This is a genomic window from Rhodococcus sp. NPDC077669 (assembly GCF_040686915.1).
Classification (GTDB): domain Bacteria; phylum Actinomycetota; class Actinomycetes; order Mycobacteriales; family Mycobacteriaceae; genus Rhodococcoides; species Rhodococcoides fascians.
Window position 1 is genome coordinate 15833 of the sequence record NZ_JBFBMD010000026.1, and the last position, 23285, is coordinate 39117.

The 23285-nt window shown below is 66.0% G+C and carries 17 protein-coding genes; 2 read left to right on the forward strand and 15 right to left on the reverse strand.

All coding sequences use genetic code 11. The annotated features are described in order from the left end of the window. The first annotated feature begins 55 nt into the window (after positions 1-55). On the forward strand, positions 56-4651 hold the full coding sequence (mobF, locus tag AB0P23_RS21565; RefSeq protein ID WP_363799311.1) for a MobF family relaxase: 4596 nt from the start codon (positions 56-58) through the stop codon (positions 4649-4651). 59 nt (positions 4652-4710) lie between these two features. Beyond that, positions 4711-5682 (forward strand): hypothetical protein, encoded by a 972-nt coding sequence (locus AB0P23_RS21570; RefSeq protein WP_363799313.1) that lies wholly within the window; start codon positions 4711-4713, stop codon positions 5680-5682. Positions 5683-5691: 9 nt separating this feature from the next. On the opposite strand, the gene AB0P23_RS21575 is transcribed toward AB0P23_RS21570, so the two are convergent. From AB0P23_RS21575 to AB0P23_RS21645, 15 genes are all read right to left on the reverse strand, one after another. After that, positions 5692-6366 carry a hypothetical protein gene (locus AB0P23_RS21575; RefSeq protein WP_363799315.1) on the reverse strand — a complete coding sequence of 225 codons (675 nt, stop codon included), beginning with the start codon at positions 6364-6366 and terminating at the stop codon, positions 5692-5694. Between the two features lie 17 nt (positions 6367-6383). After that, a complete protein-coding gene (locus tag AB0P23_RS21580; protein ID WP_363799316.1) occupies positions 6384-7001 on the reverse strand; it encodes a hypothetical protein in 618 nt (205 codons plus the stop codon). Further along, positions 6998-8812, reverse strand: coding sequence for a TraM recognition domain-containing protein (locus AB0P23_RS21585; RefSeq protein WP_363799318.1), 1815 nt, complete (start codon positions 8810-8812; stop codon positions 6998-7000). Before AB0P23_RS21585 ends, AB0P23_RS21580 begins: the two co-directional genes overlap by 4 nt. A 5-nt stretch (positions 8813-8817) precedes the next feature. Beyond that, the gene (locus AB0P23_RS21590; protein WP_363799321.1) at positions 8818-9642 is read right to left on the reverse strand and encodes a hypothetical protein; all 825 of its coding nucleotides are present in this window, start codon (positions 9640-9642) and stop codon (positions 8818-8820) included. Further along, on the reverse strand, positions 9639-9887 hold the full coding sequence (locus tag AB0P23_RS21595) for a hypothetical protein (RefSeq protein ID WP_363799324.1): 249 nt from the start codon (positions 9885-9887) through the stop codon (positions 9639-9641). The genes AB0P23_RS21590 and AB0P23_RS21595 overlap by 4 nt, the downstream gene beginning before the upstream one ends. Next, positions 9884-11398, reverse strand: coding sequence for an ATP/GTP-binding protein (locus tag AB0P23_RS21600; RefSeq protein WP_363799326.1), 1515 nt, complete (start codon positions 11396-11398; stop codon positions 9884-9886). Before AB0P23_RS21600 ends, AB0P23_RS21595 begins: the two co-directional genes overlap by 4 nt. Before the next feature lie 31 nt (positions 11399-11429). Next, positions 11430-13004 carry an SCO6880 family protein gene (locus tag AB0P23_RS21605; protein WP_363799328.1) on the reverse strand — a complete coding sequence of 525 codons (1575 nt, stop codon included), beginning with the start codon at positions 13002-13004 and terminating at the stop codon, positions 11430-11432. Between the two features lie 28 nt (positions 13005-13032). Continuing rightward, positions 13033-15312, reverse strand: coding sequence for a hypothetical protein (locus tag AB0P23_RS21610; protein ID WP_363799329.1), 2280 nt, complete (start codon positions 15310-15312; stop codon positions 13033-13035). 17 nt (positions 15313-15329) lie between these two features. Next, on the reverse strand, positions 15330-16070 hold the full coding sequence (locus AB0P23_RS21615; protein WP_287452020.1) for a hypothetical protein: 741 nt from the start codon (positions 16068-16070) through the stop codon (positions 15330-15332). 66 nt (positions 16071-16136) lie between these two features. Continuing rightward, complete coding sequence (locus AB0P23_RS21620; RefSeq protein WP_052053388.1) at positions 16137-16550, reverse strand: hypothetical protein; 414 nt, start codon at positions 16548-16550, stop codon at positions 16137-16139. 46 nt (positions 16551-16596) lie between these two features. Beyond that, positions 16597-17991, reverse strand: a complete 1395-nt coding sequence (locus tag AB0P23_RS21625) for a ParA family protein (RefSeq protein WP_363799333.1) — start codon at positions 17989-17991, stop codon at positions 16597-16599. 50 nt (positions 17992-18041) lie between these two features. Then, positions 18042-18716, reverse strand: a complete 675-nt coding sequence (locus AB0P23_RS21630; protein ID WP_287452022.1) for a hypothetical protein — start codon at positions 18714-18716, stop codon at positions 18042-18044. 55 nt (positions 18717-18771) lie between these two features. Next, positions 18772-19437 carry a hypothetical protein gene (locus AB0P23_RS21635; RefSeq protein WP_363799335.1) on the reverse strand — a complete coding sequence of 222 codons (666 nt, stop codon included), beginning with the start codon at positions 19435-19437 and terminating at the stop codon, positions 18772-18774. Continuing rightward, complete coding sequence (locus AB0P23_RS21640) at positions 19434-21065, reverse strand: M23 family metallopeptidase (protein ID WP_363799337.1); 1632 nt, start codon at positions 21063-21065, stop codon at positions 19434-19436. Before AB0P23_RS21640 ends, AB0P23_RS21635 begins: the two co-directional genes overlap by 4 nt. A 93-nt stretch (positions 21066-21158) precedes the next feature. Continuing rightward, positions 21159-23282, reverse strand: coding sequence for a cutinase family protein (locus tag AB0P23_RS21645; RefSeq protein ID WP_363799339.1), 2124 nt, complete (start codon positions 23280-23282; stop codon positions 21159-21161). Between the last annotated feature and the right edge of the window lie 3 nt (positions 23283-23285).

Genomic DNA, 23285 nt, shown 5'->3' on the forward strand with positions numbered 1-23285 from the left:
TTGGGGGGTCCCGGCCTTCCGCCTGCCCGCCTGCGGCGTCTAGGGTGGCGGTGTGATGACGCTCCACGTACTGCACGCGGGCGATGGCTACGAGTACCTGACCAAGCAGGTGGCCACCGCTGACCGCGAACGGGAGCACGGCCAAGATCTGACCGATTACTACACCGCGCACGGCACACCGCCGGGTGTCTGGTTCGGTGCCGGCCTGGACAATCTCGAGCAGATGCAGGCCGGGATCGACCCGACTGCGGCCGCGTCGATCACCGGCGGTGGGCAGGTGTCCGAGCCGCAGATGAAAGCACTGTTCGGTAGCGGGCTGCACCCGAACGCCTCGGCGTTGATCGAAAATTCAATTACCAAGGGCGCGAACGAGAAGACCGCGCTCAAAGCGGCCCGACTCGGCCGTAAGTTCCCCGAATTCTCCAACGACATCGAACTGCTCCGCGAGCACAAGACCGCGGTAGCGGAGTTCCGCAGCGAGCACGGGCACGCGCCGTCGAAAGCGCAGTCGCAGCAGATCATGGACGAGGTCGGAACCCGGTTGTTCACCGACGGCCACGGCCGCCCGCCGGAAGATCAGCGCGAGCTCCGCTCGTGGATCAGCGCGCAGAAGTCCCGCGTCCGCCAGCCCGTGGCCGGCTACGACCTGGTGTTCACCCCACCGAAAAGCGTGTCGGTGATGTGGGCGCTCGCCGACGACGGCACCCGCCGAGAAATCGAGCGCATCCACAAAGAGACCGTCACCGACGCCCTCGGCTGGATCGAGAAGGAAGCGTGCTTCACCCGCACCGGCAACACCAGCCAGGAAGTCCAGGACACCACCGGTCTGGTCGCGACCCTCTACGACCACTACGACTCCCGCGCCGGGGATCCGAACCTGCACACCCACGCCGTCGTCTCGATCAAGGTGTGCACCGAATCCGACGGCAAATGGCGCGCCCTCGACGGGTCGATCCTGCACCGGTACGCGGTGCCGGCCTCGCAGCGCTACAACGCCACCATCATGTCCAAGCTGCACACCGAACTCGGCTTTTCCCTCGCTGCCCGCTCCACCGGCCACGGCCGGCAGGACGTCGTCGAAATCGAGCAGGTCCCGCGCGAGCTGTGCGAAATGTTCTCCTCACGCCGCAGCCAGATCGAAACGCGCAGAGACCAGCTCGTCGCCGAGTACCGCGCCGAACACGGCCGGATGCCGTCCCCCAAGGCGATGTACTCGCTCTACCAACAGGCCAACCTCGACACCCGCGCCGGCAAGCAGGAACCGCAGACGCTGCGCGAGATGCAGAACGCCTGGCTCACCCGGTCAGCGCAGATCCTCGGCACCCCCCGCGACGTCGACGCCCTCGCCGCGGAGTGGCAACAGGTCCAACGAGACCACGCCTCCGGCGTGCGCGAGGTCGGCGAGCACATGCGCACCCTCGACTCCCTCGACGACGAGGTCGAGCGCGTACTCGAACGCCTCGAAGACAAACGATCGAACTGGGCCATCACCCACGTCCACTCCGCCGTCGACGCGAACTTCGCCGCCGTCGCCTTCACCGACGACACCGCCCGCCGCGCCGCCACCGCAGCCGTGATCGACCGTGTCCTCGCAACCTCGGTACACATGCCGCTCCCCGAGCTGCCCGAAGCTCCGACAGCGCTGCGCCGCCGCGACGGCGAGTTCATCCTCACCCGCCCCGGCACCGCCCTGCACACCTCCCACAGCGTCCTCGCCGCAGAACGTTCCCTGCTCGACGCCGTTCAGACCCCGGTCGCCTACATCGCCCCGCAGGCCGCGCTCGACAAGGTCATCACCGCCGCCGCGAAAGGCAAAGACGGACGCACCCTCAACGCCGGGCAACGCGAACTCGCCGAACATTTCGTCGGTAGCGGCACCCTCGTAGCGGTCGGTATCGGACCGGCCGGCACCGGCAAGACCACCGCCATGCAGGCCGTCGCCGACACCTGGAAGAAAGCCGGATATCAGGTCATCGCCCTCGCCCCGTCCGCCGTCGCAGCGGAAAACCTCGGCGAGGAAATCGGCGTCACCGCACACACGCTCGCCACCCTGACCTACCCGTGGCGAGGCAAGAACGGCCACGAACCTCGGACCCTGTCCGACCAGATCGACATTCGACCCGGTGCGATGCTGCTCGTCGACGAAGCATCCCTCGCCTCGACCAAAGACCTCGCCGCCATCACCGAGATCGCCGCAGCCAAAGGCGCAGTCGTGCGTCTGCTCGGAGATCCGAACCAGCTCGACGCCGTCGAAACCGGCGGTGCGTTGCGGCTGCTCGCCGAAGAAACCCGCGCACCCGAACTGACCACCGTCGTGCGGTTCGGTAGCGACACCGAACAGGCCGAGAACTCACTCGATCTGCGGCACGGCGACCCGGCCAGCCTCGAGATGTTCTACCAACGCGGATGGGTCCACACCGGCACTGCCACGGAGATGAAGGACGCCGCAGCCGACGCGTACCTCGCCGACATCGCAGCCGGTAAGTCCTCGCTCGTCATGCTCTCCACCGGCGAGGACGTCCGCACCGTCAACCTCGCCATCCAAGAGCACTTCCGCAGCCAAGGAACGGTCAAGTCCCGCCGTACCGCCGAACTGTCGGATCAGCTCACCGCAGGGGTCGGCGACACCGTTCTCACCCGCAAGAACGCACCGTGGCTGCGCACCAAGGGCGGTCGGCGGCGGAACATGTTCGTCCGCAACGGTGACCTGTGGACCGTCACCGCAGTAGGCAAAGACGGCTCGCTGACCGTCCGCAGCAAAACCCACGACGGCACGATCACCCTCCCGGCCGACTACGTGTCCGGCTTGACCGAACTCGGCTACGCCGCCACCGTGCACCGCAGCCAAGGCATCACCGTCGACACCGCCCACACCGCGCTCAGTCCCACCACCGACCGCGCCGGGCTCTACGTCGCGCTGACTCGCGGTCGCACCAACAACGAGATGTACGTACCCGTCGAACCGGGCGTCACCCTCGACACCGAAGGAATGCACCTCTCGGAGATCGAGACCCCGAACTCCCGCGACGTCCTCACCCGCATCCTCGCAAACGACAACGGGCATAAAGCCGCCATCACCGCCATACGCGACGCCGCCGAACACGCCCACAGCCCCGACCGGCTCCGCGAGGCATACCTCGCCGCCCAGACCCGTCTCCGCGATCACTGGCTCGACACCGTCCTCGACAGGTCCCTTCCCGCCGCCCTCTACGCGACCGCGCAAGCCGAACACCCCGCAAGCCTCGCAGCACTGCGCGCGACCCTCGCCGAGATCCACGACCGCGGAGACAGCGCCCGCCATGTCCTCGTCGACGCCCTCGCCGCCGGCGAACTCCACACCGCACGAGACGTCGCCCGAGTACTCAATTCACGCATCCACGACGTCCGCAGCACACCGCGCACGACACCCGAAAACGACTCGACCAACGCATCGGTGGCCACGAGCGCGGCAGCCGTCTCCGCCCACCAGGACCAGCCCGAGCACGCACTACCACCCCTACCGCCCCGAGTCCCGGGCACCGACAAGGAACTCGACGACTACGCACGTGAAGTCGCAGCTCGCTACGCTGCCGCCCGCCCAGCACCCAGCACAACCGACGGCATCGGGGCGCAGATACGCCGATACGAGGCCGCCACGGCCACCCTCGACTCCGCGCGTGTGCAGCGACCCATTCGCGCCGCATTCGACCCCACCACCGCCGAACGGCTCATCGCAGAACCCGGCATCCACCGACTCGGTCGGCACCTACGCACCGCAGCACTCGCCGGCATCGCACCCGACGCCGTGCTCGCCTGGCACGCCCAACAACTGGCTACACGCGGCGACGAACTCACCGCAGCCAACCTCATCCGCGATCTCGCGCCGGCCATCGCCACAGCGGCCGACACCGCGAACACCCGGTGGGCACACGAGAACGCAGAAACCCTGCGCGAGCACTTCCCGATCGCCGCCGCGATCGCCGAACGCACAGACGACCCACGCTGGACCGCAGCAACCGGCCGGATCCGGGAACTGACGACCTACGGCGGCTACGACCTCAACGACCTGTGCAGCACCATCGCCGCCGCAACACACTCCACCGCACACGTCACCGGCATCACCGCCGCCCTCGATGACATTGCGGCCCCTCAGCGCGAGCTCGTCGACCACCGCGCCCCGCACTGGATTTCGTCACCGCCCCTCGACGCTCAGCTCGTCGACGATGCGCTCGCGGCGCAGCTGCGCGCCGAGTACATCGCAATCGCCGACGAACATGCCGCCACCGTCGACCGGATCGCTGCGCTGCCCAACCCAGCAGCCGAACCGGAACTGTCGTTCACCCAGCACCTCGAGCAGCGCCCGGACGACGCCGAGCTCGAAGCCAAGTGGAACCGCACCGCGGCAGAGATCCACGCTTACCGCGACCGAAACGAGATCACCGATACCGCTTCGATCATTGGCGACCGACCCGAGAACCGGGCCGACCGCGCACCGTTCAACACCGTCCACGATGACGCCGAGACCCTCGCCGCCGCCATCGAGCAACACCGGACCGAGCAACGGCAAGAACAACTCCGCGCCCAGCACGAGCGCGAGACTGTCGAACACCACCGCACCGTGGACCAAGCCGTTGTCGAGCACGAGGCGCACCGCAGAGGACCGCGAATGTAGCGGTCCGGAACCGCATCTTCGTCAGCGAACGTCCCGGCCCGGCTCGTAGTCTCGGGAGCATGACGAAAGTCCGGTACGGAGTAGTGCTCAACGACCTGCAGCTTCCGACTGGCGACGTCCACTCCCTTGGTGAGGGATGGGAGCTGCGTCGAGCGACAGACGACGAGCTGACCCAATTCAAACCCGTCGTCGAAAACCTCTACAACGCAGTCACGCTGAATATGAAGCGAACCCCACCTCCCCATGAAGCGGAAATCGCCCCATCGGGAGCCGGTCTGAGTTTTCAATGGGGCGTTTTACAGCGGTCCGAGTGGCGGTACTGGACCGTTCACCGGACCGATCCGGCTGGGCTGTCCGCCGATGGGTTGGTCGAAGCGTTGGCATTGTCAGACACAGAGCTCTTTGTCGACTATTGGCCCAACGGTGAACCCGATTCGTCGCTGACAGGTGCCTCGCGAATAGGGAACGCCACGGCCATGACGCGGTTCTTTAATGATGTCGTGGGGTGGGACAACGCACCTCAAACCCCGGATTTCGACGAACTTCGCGGCCTCGTGAAACTGAGAGCAAATTTCGCCGGTTCGGAATTCCCTGCGATTCACCGAATGTTGAAGTTGTTCTCCTACACCGCGGAGATTCACGAACGATCACGGCAGAAATTTCTTGCGCATCTGGCCATCATCGAGGGCCTGCTCACCCATCAACCGGAGCCCCAGGACCGGATCGACACAATTACTCAACAGCTCAAACGAAACATCATCCTGCTCGGTAACCGCATGCCGCCACACCATGACCTGGGCTTGGACACGTTTGGCACCACTCGTCCCGACAAAGTGATCGGCAGGCTCTACAACTATAGGAGCGCGATCGCGCACGGCGGCGATCCGGACAGTCAGCTCGACATCTTCAAACAGAAGTGGCCGGCACCGCTAACGGCTCTTGAGCTGCACCGCTTCGCTCGTACGCTCACCAGACGCCTTCTTGTTGCTGCTCTGCGCGAACCTACCTTGGTCACCGACCTCAAAGGCTGAGACCCGCTACTAGTCGTGGGGCTGTAGTCGCATTGCACGTGGGGGCATGTCGAAGCCCGCGCGGCGCATCTGTCGGCGCAATCTCATGCTCGTCGGCGGATGGGTGAGCCTGGCAGCCAGTGCCTTTCCGAACGTAAGTCGTAGCTCGGAGAATACGGTCAACACTATTGCGGCCCTTGCGATTCCTCCGACATCGCAGCAGAAGTCGTCGGCGCGAAACTCGCTGTACCAGCACAACGGAACGCGAACAACGAGAAAGACGATGGACCACAGTGCGATAAGGACACCCATCGCGGTCCAGGCCCAGGGCTGCTGCGCCCACGTGCCGATCGTCAGTAAGACAGGCATCGGAAGGGCAATGGCGTAGGTCGTCCACCAGACCGACCGGAGCCTCCAGAGCATGAGCTTCCTGTCGGCTCGATGCCCCAGTTCGTGAAGAACCACACCGGTGCCGTAATACGACCCTGGGTCGTCTGAAATCCCCTGCGCCAGTGCAGGGTCGAGATACAACTTGTCCGGCTCGACATGGTAGGCGGCAATCCCGCCGGTCCTGCTCAGCTCGCTCGAGATCTCGGTTCTCACCGGTACGGTCTGGCCGACCTCTGTGGCCAGCTCGTCGACCACCGCCCTCACTGCGACGTCGAGGGCGTCGGGTGCTGGGGCATTCTCGATCCATTCAGGCATTGCACCACCCTAGAAGTTCACTCGACTTGCCGGTACTGCTCGGTGTCGTCGTCGTATTCCCAACGTGCGCCCAGGATTTCGACGGTGCTGAAATCGTCTGCCGGGTCCTCGGCAGTGGCTGTGCCGCTGTCGATCATCTCGACCACTTCTTCCATCGTCAGTGTCGACGCCGACTGCGCCCCCGCCGACGGCTCCGCATCCTGCTCGTTGGACGGGATGTGCTCGGCGCGGCCGTCGACGTCGGCGGCAATGTATTCGGCGACGTCGTCCAGGATCGGTGACGGTGCCGGCCGGTAGCCGCATTCGCCGGTGCGGCAGTCGTCGAAACTGGTGACCTTGTCCAAGCGCCCGATCAGTGGCCAGAGGACTTGGTAGTGCCATGCGGACAGGCCGCCGTGATAGACGTTCTTCTTGAGTAGCTGGTACACCTCGCGGTGGGCGTACATAGCCGCGGTCAACTCCTCGACCAGCGGAGGGTGTTTGAACCAGCAGCCGAGAATGTGCCGACTTCCCAGGTCGTACCGTGCGCGGATGTGCTCGACCCAAGGAACGAGTGCGCTCCACAGATCTGCCGCCTCGACCTGATCGAGGTGTCTCCAATCCGCCGGCCCCGGTGTGTACTGCGGCAGGCTCATCGCCTCTGCCGAACCGATCGCTTGGCCAGGTCGACGGCAGGCGCGTCGTCGGTCTCGCCGGCGCAGAACCGATCGAATGCAGCCTGGTTGGCCCGCACCTTCTCCGAAAGTGCGGGCACATCCCAGACGGAGGGAACGTGCAGCTTGATCGGCTTGGCCTCGCGGTAGCGCAACAGTGCCTGATCGGCTTCCATCTGCGAGATCTCATTGCCGGCCATCACCGGCACCGACCGCGGGCCGGTCATTCGGGATGCGCTCATGTACTCGTCACGCATTCCCAGACCCTTGGAGATCGTGGCCAGCTCGTCGGCGTCGCCGAGACCGGTCAGATACAGCCGCGCCGGTGAGTCGTTGGACAGTTGGTGGCCACCGACGCGGCCCCACCGCTGTTCGTTCTGCAGCCGCGAGTGAACCCCCGCCCAGATCTGGATTCCGCGGCCGCCGGAGTCGGTGATGAGCGACGGCATGTTCGGGATCGCCGCGACGTTGTTCATCTCGTCGAGCACCATGCGCAGCGGCGGGTCGATCTTGTCGTCGGGTTGGGTGAGACCGTGCGTCTTGGCGACGTGGTACAGCTCGGCCGAGAGCACGGTGGTCATCGCGGCCGCCGACGCGCTACCTCCCTCGGAGATGAGATAGACGGTGTTGCGTCCTTCGGTGACCAGTGCGTGCAGATCCGCGGACTCACCACGAGGAACATTGAGCGAACGCATCAACCGCGGCGACGCCAACGGCTCGAGCAGCCGCGTGCACGCGCTGATCACATCGTCGGAGGAGTCGGAGCCCGAGTCCAACGCCTGGGTGAGGTCGGTGTTCCAGTCCGGCAGATCCACCGAGAGCACGTCGCGGACCGCACGGACGTCGCGCGAGGACGCCCACATACGCAGCGTCACCAGATCCTTGCCGAGAACCGCTGCGGCATAAAGGTACCCGCGCATGAGCATCGCGGCCTTGCCGTTCCAGTAGCCCGAATTGCTGGTGTCGTCCATCGGCATCGCCTGCACCAAGGCCGCGGCCCGGCGCATGGCCACCTCAGGATCCTCGCAACCGTCGAGGAGCAACCAGCGCATCTTGTTCGGAAACACCGTCAGTCCATCCGGATCGAACACCGCCGCTTCGCCGATCGCGCTGCGTTCGGCCCATGTGGCGCGCAGGAGGTCGCCGCGCGTGGAGGTCGCAACCACCGTCCCCGGGGCGTCGACGACCGCCTTGTAGAACATGCGCCAGGTCTTGCCGGATCCGGTGGGTCCTTCGACCATCAGACCGTCGCGGTGTTGCAGGAACACGCCTTGCTTCTTGTCGTCGTAGAGCGTTCCGATGCGAGTGGTCTCCACTGCCGCGTCGATCTGCCGAACAGGAACGTCGGAGAGGGTGAGCCGGGTGGCCTTGGCTTTCTTCACGGCGCTCTTCTCGTCGAGCCCGACCCTCACGAGCTCTTCCTTGCCGGCGAAGCCGCTCGCGCGTACTCGTCGAGCTACTTTGCGAGCCATGTTCTTCCCCGAGATGATCGCCCCGAGCATGATGCAGGCGGCCGCGACGACGGCGATGCACAGCCATGTCAGGGTTGGGCCGCCCGGGCGAGATCCGGCCGGCCACGCCGATGCGGGGTCGCCGGGGTTTCCGAACAGACCTGTCACTACCGGGATCACCCCGTAGACGCCGGCGGGCAGGGCAGGTCCGGTTCCGGCGACGAGACCTGAGAGGTAGCCGCCGCCGACGATCGAGGCGAGAGCGCCGGCGATGAATCCGACGATGGGACCGGTGCCGTACGGCAGAACCGGCGGGGTGGGGCGAGGTTCGGGTGTGGCCATGACGGTCAGTCCTTCGCGGTGTCGAACAGGGTGGGTGGCGTGTTGAGGTATCTGCGGATCAGATCGGTTCCGGAGATCAGGGCGGCCGACGGTGTCGTTCGGCGCTGCACTGTGGCCCCGTTCAGCGCGTCCAGCTCGTCGGTGAGGCGAGTCGCCATCTCGTCGTCTCGCAGCGGGTCGAGAGCAGTGAGGTTGGCGCGTAGCTCGGTGATCCGGGTGTACCGCTCGATCGCGTCGCGGTCGCTGTCGCCGAGATCGGCGGGGTGGTGGATCTGTATGCGGCCCTGTGATGGTGCCGGCGAGATCTCGCCGCCGAGACGGTACGCAAGTACACCCGCAACCCGCTCGGCGTCCTCGGCGGCGTAGATGCCCACCAGCGAACGCGTGTCCGGCAGGGGAACCGGTCGCATCGTGCACACGTGCACCTCCACCGAGCCGGTGTCGTTCTCCCGCGAGGGATGGACCGGCGACGCCACGGCGGCCACCAGTGTGGAGATATCCGCCGACAGGGCTACGGGCAGAGGGAACTGCGCGCGGCGGACACCGATCGCGTAGTCAGCGAGAGAGGCCAGGGCACAGGCCAACTCGGCTACCGACCCCGTCACCGATACTTCGTCGATCGACCGGAACGTGTTCGTATCGGCCGAGGACACCGCGAAGGCGGAGAAGTCGAGCGAGAACAGCGCGTCGCCGCCTGCAGCGGCCCGTGTCAGAGCGAACGCTGCCGCGGTCGAACGGGAACGAAACAGCCGACGCGATGCTGTGCTGCCCGACCCATCGAGGGCAGTAAAGTCCAGTCCGACCAGCGACGGTGAGTGCAGAGTCATCATGACTTCCGTTCCGAAACAGTCAGCGGAGCAGCGGTATCGACGTCGCCGCGGTGATCGCGGTGTCGTTCGATAGCGGGGAGTACGACGAGGATGCCCAGAACGACGAACGCGACCGCGGCGACGGCAGTGAAGATCAGTGGCCACCCGTGCGTCATCGAGGCCAGCCACTCCCAATCCGGTCGCGGACCACACACGCAGTTCAGCGCGCGGTCGCCAAGTGGTTCGATGCCAGCTCGATCGATCATGCGGCTGCTCCCTTGATCACTTCGTCGGTGTCGGTGAGTTCGATCTCCAGGTCCGAGCGCACGTGCTCCATCAGGATCGGATCGGCGTTGCCGTACTTGACCAGGCAGTGGCCCTTGGCGAGGGACATGATGATCTCGGTCGACCCGGGGGGAAGGTGATACATGCGGGCGGTTTCTTCGGCGTCCTCGACTCGGTCCTGCCCGTAGAGGAACACGATCCCGGCTTCTTTCATCAACGCCCGCGCCGGGGATTCGACCGGTAGGTCGGAGATGTGGTGGAACGCCGACACGGTCGACAGGCCGAGTCCGCGAGAGAGCTTCATGTTCTCGCGGAACACTTTTCCGGTCGAGCCGTCGGCGACGTGCCATCCCTCCTCGACGAGGAGCAGGGTCTGCATGTGCCGGGCAGAGCGTGAGGCGAGCACGTTCGCGAGCCATGTGTTGATCACTGTCATGATCACGCGCAACGCCGGTCCCTTGTTCGGCAGCGCGGACACGTCGAAGTGCACGAACGGATGGTCGAGTGCTTGGCGGACCTCCGGTGAGGTCGCGCCGTCGACGAGCCCTTTGAGGTCGCCCAGGCAGAGTTCGCGTAGTGCCAGACCGGGATTGAGACCCCATCGGCGCGATTCTTCCGACCACAGCTCACCGAATGTCGCTCCCGCGCCCTCCGTAGGGTTGAGCAGCTCTTCGGCGAGCTCCATCAGGATCGGTTCGCGGTCCTCGTGCGCAGCGCGTGCGTTGACCACCTGCAGAGCCAAACCGAGGGCCGCTTTCTCGGTCTCGACGAGCGTACGACCCATGGTGTCCTCGATGACCGCGCCGACGAGTGCTTCCTGGCCGGCTGGGGCGACACCGTCGGTGCGCTCGACTCCGGTGGCGATCGCGGGGTCGAGCAGGTTGATGCGCATTCCTGTTGTCCCGGTGCGGAACCGGATGGATTGAGCGCCCATCGCGTCAGCGATGCCGCTGTATTCGCCGCCCTTGCTGCCCTGGCGTTTCTTGTCGATGACCACGACCTGTCGATTCGGGAGGGCGAGCTGGCGAACGCACATCGCAGTTTTGATCAGCGAGGACTTCGCCTTGCCGATGTCGCCGATGATGGCGATGTTGATGTTCTCGATCTCCGAGCCGTAGAGGGCGAACGGATCGGTGATCACTCCGGACTGACTGATCTTGTTCAGTCCCGTCAGCAAGCCCTCATGACGCACCGAGCGGCGCATCGTCGCCAAGTTCAGCGCCTCACCTTGTCGGGTGGAGGTCCATGCCCCTTCGGTGCGCAGTTCGTACCAGCCCCACCGGTCGAGCCACTTCTTCCGCGTCGGTGGGTGCCTGCGGGCGGTGATCAGCCCGGCGGCTTCGGCTGCGCCGAGCGCAGCGGCGGTGTCGGCTTGCGCCTGCAGGTCCACTGCGGTGCGTTTGGCGCGCAGTGTCAGGCGGAACAGACGGCGCTTGCGCGGGCCGGCGGCATGACCACGCCGCCGATCGGTCTTGTGTTGAGTGCTGGTCATTTCTCTCGCCTCGATCGTCTCTGGGTCCGGCTCAGCGGACGCGGGTCCATTTGGTGGCTGCGAGTCCGCGGCCGAGGGGCAGGGTGACGAACGCGGCGACGTCGTGGCGGTTGTCCTGCCACTCGATCTCTCCGATGCCGCTGTCGTCGGCTGCTTGTGCGACGCGAGTGCAGGCCCGCAATGCGTCGTCTTCATCGCGGCCCGTCACCGACACCGCGAGGGTGTAGATCATGCCGTGATGCCCGCTACCGGGCATGAGATCAACTCTGCGACGACCAGATTCGCCCATCTCGACCTCCGAGGTGCCATCGGTGGTCCTGCCTTTGCGCTGCTCCTCGATCTGCTTCGCCTCGTCCTGCGTGACGTCCTTTTTCGCGGCCTCGCGGGCCTTGGGGGCGTCGACGAAGTCCATTCGCGCGATCACGGTTCGGATCGTGGGTGCGGCGGGGATCTCGTCATCACCGGCGTCGGGTTCGACACCGGTGAGCAGTGTCGCCAGCCACAGCGGGCCGAGTTCGACAGGTTCGATCGACGACGGGGGGATGACTCCGACGCGGGTGTGCCATTGGCCTGCGATCTCCACCGAGTCGTCGCGCCCGATGTAGGAGGGCCAGCAGTTCTCCCACCGCACGCCCTTGTGTGCGTCGAGGGGGTAGCTGGGGTCCTGGAACGCCCGTAGAACCGCGCACGCGCGTTGTTCGCCGTAGACCTCCACTCGGCCCATTCCTGCGCGCTCCAGAGCGCTGACGGCCCGCGCGGTCTCGTCGCGGATGACCTGCGCGATGCCGCCGACCAGTGCGGCGTCTTTACGGCGTGCGATCCGGCCGGCTTCGGTGAGGAACGTGGTCGACTTCGGGAAGATGAGTACGGCGTAGGAGCGGTGTTCCTCCGAGTAGGGGCTCATACGGTCGATGAGTTGCCCGTAGGAGCGGACTGCCGGAATCAGGGCCAGGTCGGGGTCACCGGCGGCGATCTGGTCGCTCACCCAGTTCTCGTGCGGCACCATGTCGGCTGGGACACTGCGGTGCAGCAGCTCCAGGCCGCGGATGAACGACGAGCGTTTGGCGAACCCGGCGAGAACTCGCCCGAACGCGGACGAGGTCACCGCCCACGCGGCGTCCCCGCGCAGGCCTTCGGCGAGGCCTTGCATGGCGATGAGGACCGAGTAGTAGTTGTTGTCGCCCGGGGTGCGGTGTTCGACGATGAACATGTCGTCCAGCCCGGTCCCGGTCAGGTCGACCGGTTCGGCGCGGTAGAGCGGAACCGGGATCGTCCACCCTGGGTCGTGGTCGGGGTTGCCGTAGCGCGGGTCGGTGGGCGAGACCCACACGTGTTCACCGGCTTTACGGCGTCGACGGTTGCGGATGGTCTTGACCTTGCGTGCCGCGTAGGACTCGCGGAGCCCGAAATCGAGTGTCGCGCACAGAACTGCGACGATCAGGACCACGTCGATCGCCAGCGTCCACAGACTCTGGCCGACGACGAAGACCAGGAACAACGCCAGGATCAGCGTTGCCGTCCATGCCATCACCACCGGTTCGGGGAATGGCAGGATGCCCTTGCGGGCGAGCTGGCGGCCCAGTACTGCGGTGCGTTGCTCACTCATCTGCGGTCCTCGTCGTCGGGGTTGGTCATCAGTTGTCGCTGTCTGCGTGTTCGGGGGCGCTCTGTGCGGCCGAGCCGGCCTTGTTCATCGCAGCGCCTGCCGCCGACAGTGCGATCGGTGCAACGACGGTGGCCGCTCCTGCTGCCGCGCCCGCGGTCTTTCCGGCGGCCGCGAGCAGTTTCGATTCCGATCCGCCGGCCTTGGCGCCGCCGTGCCCGCCGCCGCCTCCGCCGCGACCGCTGCTGATACCGCCGGAACGCGACGCTGTCTGACCGCTCTGGTGGCCGGCATGCGTCGACGACGCCGAGGATCCGCGACCCGCCCCTGAACCGTGTGATCCGTCGCTGCCGGACGTACCACCGGAATCTCTGCCCGGTGCCCCTGCTGCTCCGGCGTTCTTCGAGGCGACGCTGCTTCCGCCTCCTGCTCGCTGCTGGTACATCCCCGCGCTCGACCCGATCGTCTGACCGGTGGCAGATCCGCTCGACCCGAAATCGGCGGAGTCAGCGGACGTCGGCAGAATCGGGGAGTACTTGAGCAGAGCGAACGGGGCCAACCCGATCATGACGAAGCACACGGCGATCAGACCGAGATCGCCCAACGATTCGAGCTCGCCGTCGTCGGCGACCGCCCCCGCAGCGGCGACGTTGATCACCGAGAAGATCGCCGCCAGGATGACGAACATCAGCGGCTTGGACAACACGATGCCCAGGAACATCATCACCGGCCGCAGCGCTTTCTTCCGCCACGTCGGGTGGACCCACATACCGAAGGCGATACCGCACACCACCGCCAGCACCGGCAGTGCTGCAGCGTGCATGAGGAACCCGAAGAACATCGCCAGCGCGCCGAGGAACAGCAGCAAGAACCCGGCGATCGCCGCGATCGCCCCGCCGATGAGGGTGGCATCGGTCAACGGCCCCAGAACGGAAGAGACGTTGTCGATCACCTCGTCGGTGGTGGTGCCGAGGACCGCGATCAGCGACACCGACAACTCGTGGGCCAAGGAGATGATCAGCTGTGCCATCGATGGAGCGAAGAGCATCATCATGATTCCGGCTGGGGCGTAACCGAACAGATCTTTGGCCAACTCGGTTCCGGGTCTGCTCCCATCCGATGATTTGTGGATGGCGAGCATCGTCATCAAGACGAGCACCAGAATGCCCAGACCGGTCGACATCGCGTACACAGCAAGGAATTCCGGCTGCCCGGGGTCGAACTCACCGATCCCGGCAAGTCCGTGCAGCACCGATGTGGTGATGGCGATCGCGGAACTCTTGAGCTTGTTCGCCCACGAGTCGATGACGTCGGACGGGTCCTTGACGAAGTCGACGATGTCCGAGACGGCACCGACGGTGTTGTCCCAGACCCAGGAGAATCCGTCGACGTACATTTTCCCGACCTTGTACTGCGGGGTCGACTTGAACGCCGATTCGAGGGTCTCGCTCAGGCGGTCACTGAAACTGGTGTTCTGGTCGATCCAATTCATGGTGCCGCCGAACAACTTTCCGATGCGGACATTCCACTGACCGCACGTGATCTGATCTTGTCCAGGTGTGGATTTGTCGCAGTTGACGTACATCGCGTGCATGCACAACGAGGCCGGCACACCCTCGGCACAGGCGTCGGTCCAGGCCTGGTCGGGAACCTGGTCGGCGTTCGGCTGGGCTTTCATCTCAGCGAGCGACGCCGCATCCGGCGTCGACGCCCAGTCGAAACCCCACGTGCTCGAAGTCTTCGTCGTCCACCGCGCAAGGTCTTCGGCGCACGTCGGTGCCGGCGGCTGCATCGACGAGTCACCCGCCGGGTAGACCGGCGGGTAGAACGCTTCGAGAATCGACTCGTCGGTGATCGAGAGAGCAGCCGTGCGGTTCTGCTCGACTCCCAGATCGATCCCGGTCGTGGCGGTACCGACGGCTCCGGCGTCGACGAGTGCGCCGATCAGGACGGGGTTCTTCTGGAGCGTCACCGCCGCGGTCCAGCGCGCGAGCCGGTCGTTCTCGCTCGCCGTCCAATACAGCAGACGGCCTTCCTCGTTCATCACCGCGCCGACGTACTGGCCCATGTCGCCGCCCTTGTCCTTACAGGGGCCGGTGAACCACGGTGCTGTTTTGAACTCATCGGTCCCGGCGATGTACTTGCGCAGATCCGCAGGGAACGTCTCGGGTAGCTTCTTGGCCGACGTCGTGGCGGGTGGGCCACCGGGACCTGGAGCCGGCACAGCGGTAGGTTGCGCGGCCGCGGGCCACGCGAGCCCTGCGGCCGCGATGACCACCACCGCGATCGTCAACAGGATCTTTCGCCACATCGAAGGCCAGCCCCTCATCAGTTCACGTAGAAGGTGTAGAAACCGTTCGCACCCGGCTTGGACAGCGGGGAGTCATCGGCGGGGAACTGAGCCTGGTCAGCTGACGGGCCAGTCTGGAACTTCCAGTCCTGCGCCTTCCAGTCGTCGTTCTCCCAGGACAGAGTCACAGTGCTGGTGGAGTAGACAGTCAGAATTCCGACCTTGTCACTTCCCTCACTGACCGGTGTCTGGCCCACTCCCATGCCCCATACCGACACCGTCGCCTTGTCTTCTGTGAAATCGGTGACCGTGACGATCAACGGGACATTGTTGACGGTGCCGCCTGTCTCTTCCCGGTTACTGGAAATCTCGATGACCTCGGTCAGAGCTGGGGTCGGCGTGGACGACACCGCCACTTCCTGCAACTTCTGAGCGTCGATCCGACCCGCGTAGGTCTGACCGTTGGCCTGGATGAAGTTCACGGCCGCGGTCTGCGCCCCCTCCTGATCGCGGGTGTAGCCGGCGGGGATGCCGTCGATGGTGGTGGTCGGTCCGTGCGCTGCGCGAATCGCATCCGACGACCCGCTACCGTCTGCGTCGTCGCCACCGGAGACCATCAAGCTCACGACGAAGGCGAGAACCAGCGCGACGCAGACAGCGATCAACGCCAGAACCCACTTCGGTAGACCGAACAGTCCCGATCCGGAGGATCCGGACGTCGATCCTGTGGCTCTGGTGGTGCCGCTGCTGGTGCCGACGGCGGAGAAATCTCGTGCCATGTCAATTCTTCTCTCTTGTATGGAATGCGTTGGTAGCAAGGGGTATTGGCCCTATGCCGGTGGTGATCAACCCTGACTGGTGACGAAGATGATCGCGCCGATGATCACAGTCACCGCAGACAAGGAAGCGAAGGCTATCCCGGACACTTTCGCCTCGCCCATCGCGTCGGTCATCTCCGCTGCGTAGCCACCTGCTTTGGCGGCACGCATCTTGTAGATCGCGACCATCAGTTTCACTGCGGTAGCGCCGAGCAGGACCGCCCAGATCGAGGCGATGACACGAGCCCAGACGTTGTTGAACGCAGGGCCGAGGAAGGTCAGCGACGGCGTGATTCCTTCGAGAGGGTTCCCGGTCTGCGCGGCGGCGGGTGCTGCGAGCACGATCGCCAACCCGAGCGTGCCCACGGTGACCGCGGCGGTGGTCGCCGCTCTCCGCAGAGCTGGCCGCGGTGGTGGTGTCGTGGGGGTGGATTCGGTCATGAGGTGGGTCCTTTCGTATGGGGGTCGAATTGCGATGGCGGAGTGCTCAGCCCGGGCGGCCGGATCGGGGTTGTACCGCCCGAGGTCGCCACTGCTCGTGTGGTTCCTGCGGAAGGCGAGGGGGGTATTGGTTGTCCGGTGCGTCGTCGTCCCACCCTCTCGGTGGGGCCACCGGCGGGCGTCGGTCCGGTCGCCGCGCTGCCTGCGATGGACGCGTGAACTCCTGCGGTGCATAGGTATCGGCGTATTGGGCGGTACGTTCGTAGGCCGCTGCGGCCAACGCGTCCGCGATCTCGGCCGCGACGTTGGTGTACGCCTCGACCGTCGCCGGGGCCAGCTCGCGGTACTTGATGCGCTGGCCGCTGGCGAACACCGGTTCGTACGGCACCCGCATGATGGTGGTGACACCCAATTGCCCGAACTCGGCGACGATGGCGTCCTCGAGTGAGGGGTCCGAGCCCGGTGTCAGGACCGTCAGCACTACCGCGCTGCGCACGAGGTGCTCGTAACCTCGTGCTGCGATCCCGTCGAGCATGGCCAAGGCTTGAATGGCCATGTCGCGGCGAAGCGGTAGCGGGATGACCAACAAGTCCGAGTGTTGCACTGCCCATTGCCAATTGCTGGCGAGCGCATTGTTTCCGGTGTCGATGAAGATCAGGTCCCGGTGCCGACGCAGGACAGCCATCAATGCTGCGCATTCGTCCCAACCGATACCGCGCTCTCGGCTGGTGGATCCGTCGGCCGCGAGAACTTCATCGTGCGTTGGCTGCAGGCGTAGGTAGTGTCCCAGTGCTCCCGAGACAGCATCGGAGGAGGCGAGAGCGTGCGCGTTCTCCAGGATGTCCCACGGGCCGAGCTCTGGGTCGGTGGTGCGTTCGGCGCGGTGGCCGAGGGTGCCGGTCGACTCGTTTGCGTCCCACGCGACCACTCCGCGGCCGCGATGCAGACCGAAGGTGTTCGACAGGGCTGTGGTGGTGGAGGTTTTGCCCGCGTCACCTTTTAGGCTGACCACTGAGACGACCATGCAGCCGGGTAGGGGCTGCTGTACGCGGCGCACGGATTGGCGGAACCGGTCCTCCGCGGAGTCCGGTACCGGCGCTCTCTTGAGTCCGAGGGCGGCATTGATTCGCCCCCGCAGTCCCCATTCGGCGGGGCTGGAGTCGGTGTCGGTGTAGCCGGCATCGAAACCGCGACCCACGTACTCCGCCGGCACAGCGGTCAGTGGCTCTTCGTTCGCTGCCAGCGCATCCTGGCCCACTTCGTAGGGGTCGGCGAACAAGTCGTCGTCCTGGTCGTCGTCGACGGAGGGCGCGCCGTCATCGATGGGGGCCGGGTCGAGTTCGGGAGGGCTTTGGCGGCGCAGTCGTTGCCTGCGAAGGTCGACGGTCTTTTCCGCGTCATAGTTGTCGCGAGGCTCGCTGTAGGGGTCAGGAGTACTCATCGGAGTTCCTTTCGGGGAAGAGGTGTTTCCGGGGTCGTCATCGCGCTCTGTCATTGGTCGTCAGGTGCCTGGTCGTCGGTCTCCTCGTCATCGACGAACAGATCGGAGAGCCGAATCGCCTGCCACGCTTGAAAACCGGGCTCCTCGCACCACTGTGCGGCGGGGTTGTCGTCGGTGATGTCGAGGTCGAGGGACACCCCGTGTTTGGCGGCGACGCCGGCCAGAGCGGTCCCGTCGATGTTCGGGTTGCTGATGTGCAGCAACAGTCGCACCGCCGGGACGTCTGCCTCCTCGCGTGCTTTGCCGGCCAGGAAGATGGCCTTACCGGCGGCCGAGTCGTCCGCGGAGTCCTGGTTACCTTTCTTGAACACCGCGTCGTTGCGGTGAAACGTTCCGTACCAGGCGGCGTCGTCGACGGGACCGACAACGGCAAAGCTGCCGCGTTCGTCACCTGCTGCGAACAGTTCGACCAGCGGTGCCGATGCGGCCGATGCGGCGATGGCGTCTCTGCGTTCGATGGCTTCGCGGTTCCGCAAACTGTCGTAGTCGAGGTCGAGTTGCTTGAGCAGTTCTCGTTTGACTTTCGGCCACATCGTTCGTGAGAGAAGGTCGTTCGTCTTCGCCCACGCCCGCAGTGCAGCGGAGTCGCTGGTGCGCAGATCTTCGGCGGCCCCGCGTACGGCTGCGGCTGCGGCTTCCCATTCGGTGGCGGCGGATGTGGTCATGACGTGTCCTTTTCTCGGGCGGTGAAAAGCGGGTGGTGAACAGGGGCGAGGCGGGTCAGCGTTCGGAGATCTTCTCGACCTCCCACCGGTCGCCGGATGCGTTGCGCAGCTGTACGTTCGCCCCGACCTTGCGGGTGCCGACGACTTCGCCTTCGGGTGTGCGGGCGGTCTGGGTGATCTCGAAGACCCGGTAGGCCTCGGTAGGGGTTTCCTCGGGTACCGATGCTGTCGACGGGTCGACCTCGACGGCGACCACCGCGCGCTCTGCTGCCCATTCGAGCCACTGGCCACCCGGCCCCGATACCGCTGAGGTGGCGGTGATCGAGTCGGCGAAGCGGTCCGTGAGCAGCGGGGTCGATCGCTGCGCGGCGTCGTTGGGTCCGGTGTCGGTGTTGGTGTTCCAGCCGAACCACACCGTCAGGGCGGCGCGGGCGACAGCGTCGGGACTGGTGAAGTCCACTCCCGCTGCTTCGGGCGGCAATGATGCCGCCGGTGGGCGAGACGACGTCGGAGCGGCCAGCGAGGTCGTCGGGCTCTCGCCGGGGTTCCACTGTTGTGCTGGCGCTGCTGGCGTCGTCGACGTCGCTACGGCGCTCTCACCGGACGACCCGCATCCGGTGATTACCAGGGCAGCGGCGGCGACGGCGACCAGTAGTGGTCCGCGGGCCGAGAGAGCATTGCGTCGAGGGTTCATGTCCGGGTTCTCCTGGTGGGTTCTCATGCGGCGACAGCGGTGTCGGCGGCGAAGGTGGATGCTGCTCGCTGGGGAATGTTGCGGACGTAGGCGAGGGTTTCTGCGTTCTGGCAGACCTGGCCCTGGCCGAGCGTTGCGCCGGGCCCGCAGTTGTACATCGAGAGGTAGAGCTCGGTCACGTCGCCGGTGAGTGCTCCGGATGCGAGTCCGTCTGCTGCGATCGCCGCGAGCTCGCAGTCGTAGGCGGCTTGGGTCATCACCGCATCGGGGATGCTGCGGGTGTCCTTAGTGCCGTCTCCGTCTCCGTCGACCGCCTTCGCGGCCCATGTGCCGGGGATGAACTGAGTCGGTCCGTCCGCTCCGGAACCGGCGTTGTGGGCGTCGACGTCGAACTTGGACTCGTTCTCGATCTGTGCGGCGATGATCGGGGCGCTGACCTGTGGGCACGTTGCGGCGGCCTTGACGATCCACGGCTCGAACTCTGGTGGTGTCGAACCGGGCTTGAGTAGCCCTCCGCCCGATCCGGGGGCCGGAACTCCGGCGCAGGGACCGGACGGGGCCACGGATGCTCCCGCGCCGCCGGGGGATGGGCCGTAGAGCTGGCCGGGCGCGGGGTAACCGTGTCCGATGGTGGTGACGTGGACGTGATCGAAATGGTTCTGGGTGGGAGATCCCCGGTCCTCCATCAGGTTGCCCTCGCCGGATGCAGGACGGTACTGCTGACGCCAGATGATGTATTCGACCTGGAAGACGTCCTTGTTCGCCATGACGTAATCGGCGATGCGATCGCCCAACGCGATGCCCTCGGGCGACTCGAAGGCCGGAATCATGATGTCGGCGGCGCGGCCGGACGGGTGATCGTCGTAGCTGTCGACCGGACGCCACCCACCGATGGTGTCGACCTCCGGGAAGGTCGCCGCGACGGCACGGGCGATGCGCACGGTGTCGACCTGCCAGTGCTCCTCCGAGCCCTTGTCGGCAGGTAGTGGGGCCATCTCGCCGCCCGCTGTCAGCGGCCTCGTTGCGGCCGCGAGCTGTACCGGCGCGGGGGGCGGTGTGGCGTCGCTGCCGGTGGCGGCCGCGCCGTGCTGATCGAGCCACGGGACCGGGTCGATCGCCTTACCGCCGGAGAGGCGACCGCCGGGGACGACCTCGAAATGCAGGTGTGCGCCGGTGGATTCGCCGGCGTTGCCGATGTTGCCGATGTGTTGGCCGGCGGTGACGGTGTCACCTGTTTTGACCAACACGCCGTCGTCGAACATGTGGCCGTAGACGGTGGAGAGCTTGCCGCCGTCGATCTCGGTGTCGACGATGATCCAGTTGCCGAATCCGCTTGCCGGTCCAGCGGCGACGACCACGCCGTCGGTGGCCGCGAGTATCGGGGTGCCGACGGGCCCGGCGAAGTCGACGCCTTCATGCATGGTTCCCCACCGGGGACCGAAGCCGGACGTGAGCTGGTACTGCCCGGCAGGGACCGGCACCGTCACCGACCCGGTGGCGGCCGGGGTCTGCGAGCGGGTCGGGATGCAGTCGGCCGCAGTCGGTTTCGGGTTGTCGCTGCCCATCACCACTGCGCCGACCAGCATGACCAGGGCCGCGAGAACTGCGGCCCCGGCCTTCATGCCGGTCTTGGTGGAGCTGGACTGCGTGCCCATTGCCGAATGTCCTTCATCTGGTGGTGAAAGTGCGAAGTACTTGCGGTGTTGTGTTCTGGCAGAACAGGTGTTGGTGCTGCGGCCCGTTCCCGGTCAGCCGCCGATGGCTTTGGTGTAGATCTCGACCATTTCCTGCAGTGCGGTGCTCTGGCCGTCGACGAGCCACTGTCCGTAGGACTCGTGCACCCGCGAACCCAGGAAGCTCGCCGCAGTGACACCCGCATCGACCAACTGGCCCAATGCGGCCGCGTCCGGGGAAGTCACGGTGGCCAGAGCCGAATTGCCGAGCCCGACGAGGTCGCTGCTTTGGGCTTGGCTGCTCATCAGTGCGGTCATCGCGTCGGTGGGTGCGTCGAGCTGGTCGGCGGACATCTTCTGGCTCGGCATCAGCACACCGAGTGCGACGTTGGCGAGGTCGATTCCGATGGGTAGTAGTTGACCCAGGGCGAGCAGGTTTCCGGTCTCGACGACCTGCCATGCCACCTCTTGGAGCTGGCCGACGTCGCGGGCGAGCCGGATGACGTCGACGTTGGCGAGCAGACCGGCCACCATCGATGTGGCGGCTGCGGTGCCGGAGGGGTCCGGAATCAGGCTGATCAGTCGCGCGATCGACGACAGGTCCACCCCGGCGGCCATCTTCACCAGCGGAGAGAGCTGATTGTTGAGCTCACCCGAAACCCTGTGCGCTTCTTTGATGTTGCCCGAGAGCAAGAATCCGGGGAGGGCTTGCAGGTTCGCAGCGACGCCGTTGTAGTCGACCGACGTCACACCGGTCACCACGCCGAGGACCTGGTTAACGATCGTGACCGGCTTGATCGCGGACAGAACCGATGTCGCTGTCGCGAGCTGATCGGCGGGAGTGCTCGCCAGCGGTGCCACGCCGGTGCTCAAGGTCTGCGCGGGACCGGACAGGGCCGCGAACGTGCTCGCGGCATCGGTGGGCGTCGATCCGGACGGTGCAATCGAGGTCGAGCCGGCCAGGGCCGACGCGCCGGACAGAACAGAGCTGGCCAGGTTGACCACCTGGTCGGCAGCGCCGACGATTTTCGGGATGTCGACCTGCTCGAGCGCGTCGACGACGCTGCTGGTCGCAGCTTCCGGAGATCCTTCGGCGGCCGTACGCAGGCCGTCGCGGGCCGCGGGGTTCGCCGCCATCCACGACTGTGTCTGGGCGACCGGGGCGAACGTACCGGCCAGGAGCTTGGCCTGCTGACCGATCTCGGCAATGTCGAGGGCCGACGAGGTCGAGGTCGGCGCGCCGGCGTTCTGCAGCTTGTCCACCGACGCCGCCAGCGAGCTCGCGGCACCCGGGGCTGCGGAAAGATCAGCGAACCCGTAGTCGGAGGTGACTGCGTTCAGGAACGTCGATGTCGCATCGGTGCCGGTGCCAGACGTCGGCGGGGTAGGGGTTGTGCTTCCGGTCGTGCTCGAGGTGGGAAGCGGCGATGCTGCGGTGGACTGTCCAGTTGCGCTGGTTGTGGTCACGTCGGTGTCGGGTGTGGGGCCGGTGGCTCCTGCGGCGGTCTCGACCGTGCCCGGTGGGTTGGCGAGGATTCGGCCGAGTGAGGCCAGGAACGAGTTCGAAGACGTCTCGGTGTTGCAGTACTTGTCGTCGGGGTGGCAGATGTCGAAGACCTTCCCCGACAGGGCACCGAAGCCGCGGGCGTCGGGTCCGCCGATGCCTTGACCTGCCAGTGTGGGGCCGACGATCTTCGCTCCGGCGGTACCGCGCTTGGGGTTGGCCAGCAGCGCAACCGCGAGCACCGACGCCGGCGGCGTCGGACCTGACCCGGCCCCGATCTCGACAGCCACATCGTTGGCGATCTGCGCTCCCTGTGAGTAGCCACCGAGGACGAACTTGGATCCGGGGCAGCGGGAGATCGCGTCTACCGTCGCCCGATCGCCTTCGGTCTTCGACGTCGCGTACGTCATGCCGGACTGGAGGAACGCCTGGGCGGGGTACGAGGGATAGACGACCTGGATCTGAGATCCGTACCGGCGCTGCAACTCCTGCCCGACTTGGCCCAGCATCCCGGCGGGTTTGGTGGGGTCTGCGTCGGCTCGGGTTTCGGTGGTTCCCGGTGCCAGGACCGCCACGAATCGCGCGCACGGTGACCCGGCAGCGGGTGCCGCCGAGGCGACCGGGGCCGCGAGGGACAGTGCGGTGGCCACGGCGGCGGTCAGGGCGGCGAGTCGGACGGAGTCGGCACTGCGCATGAT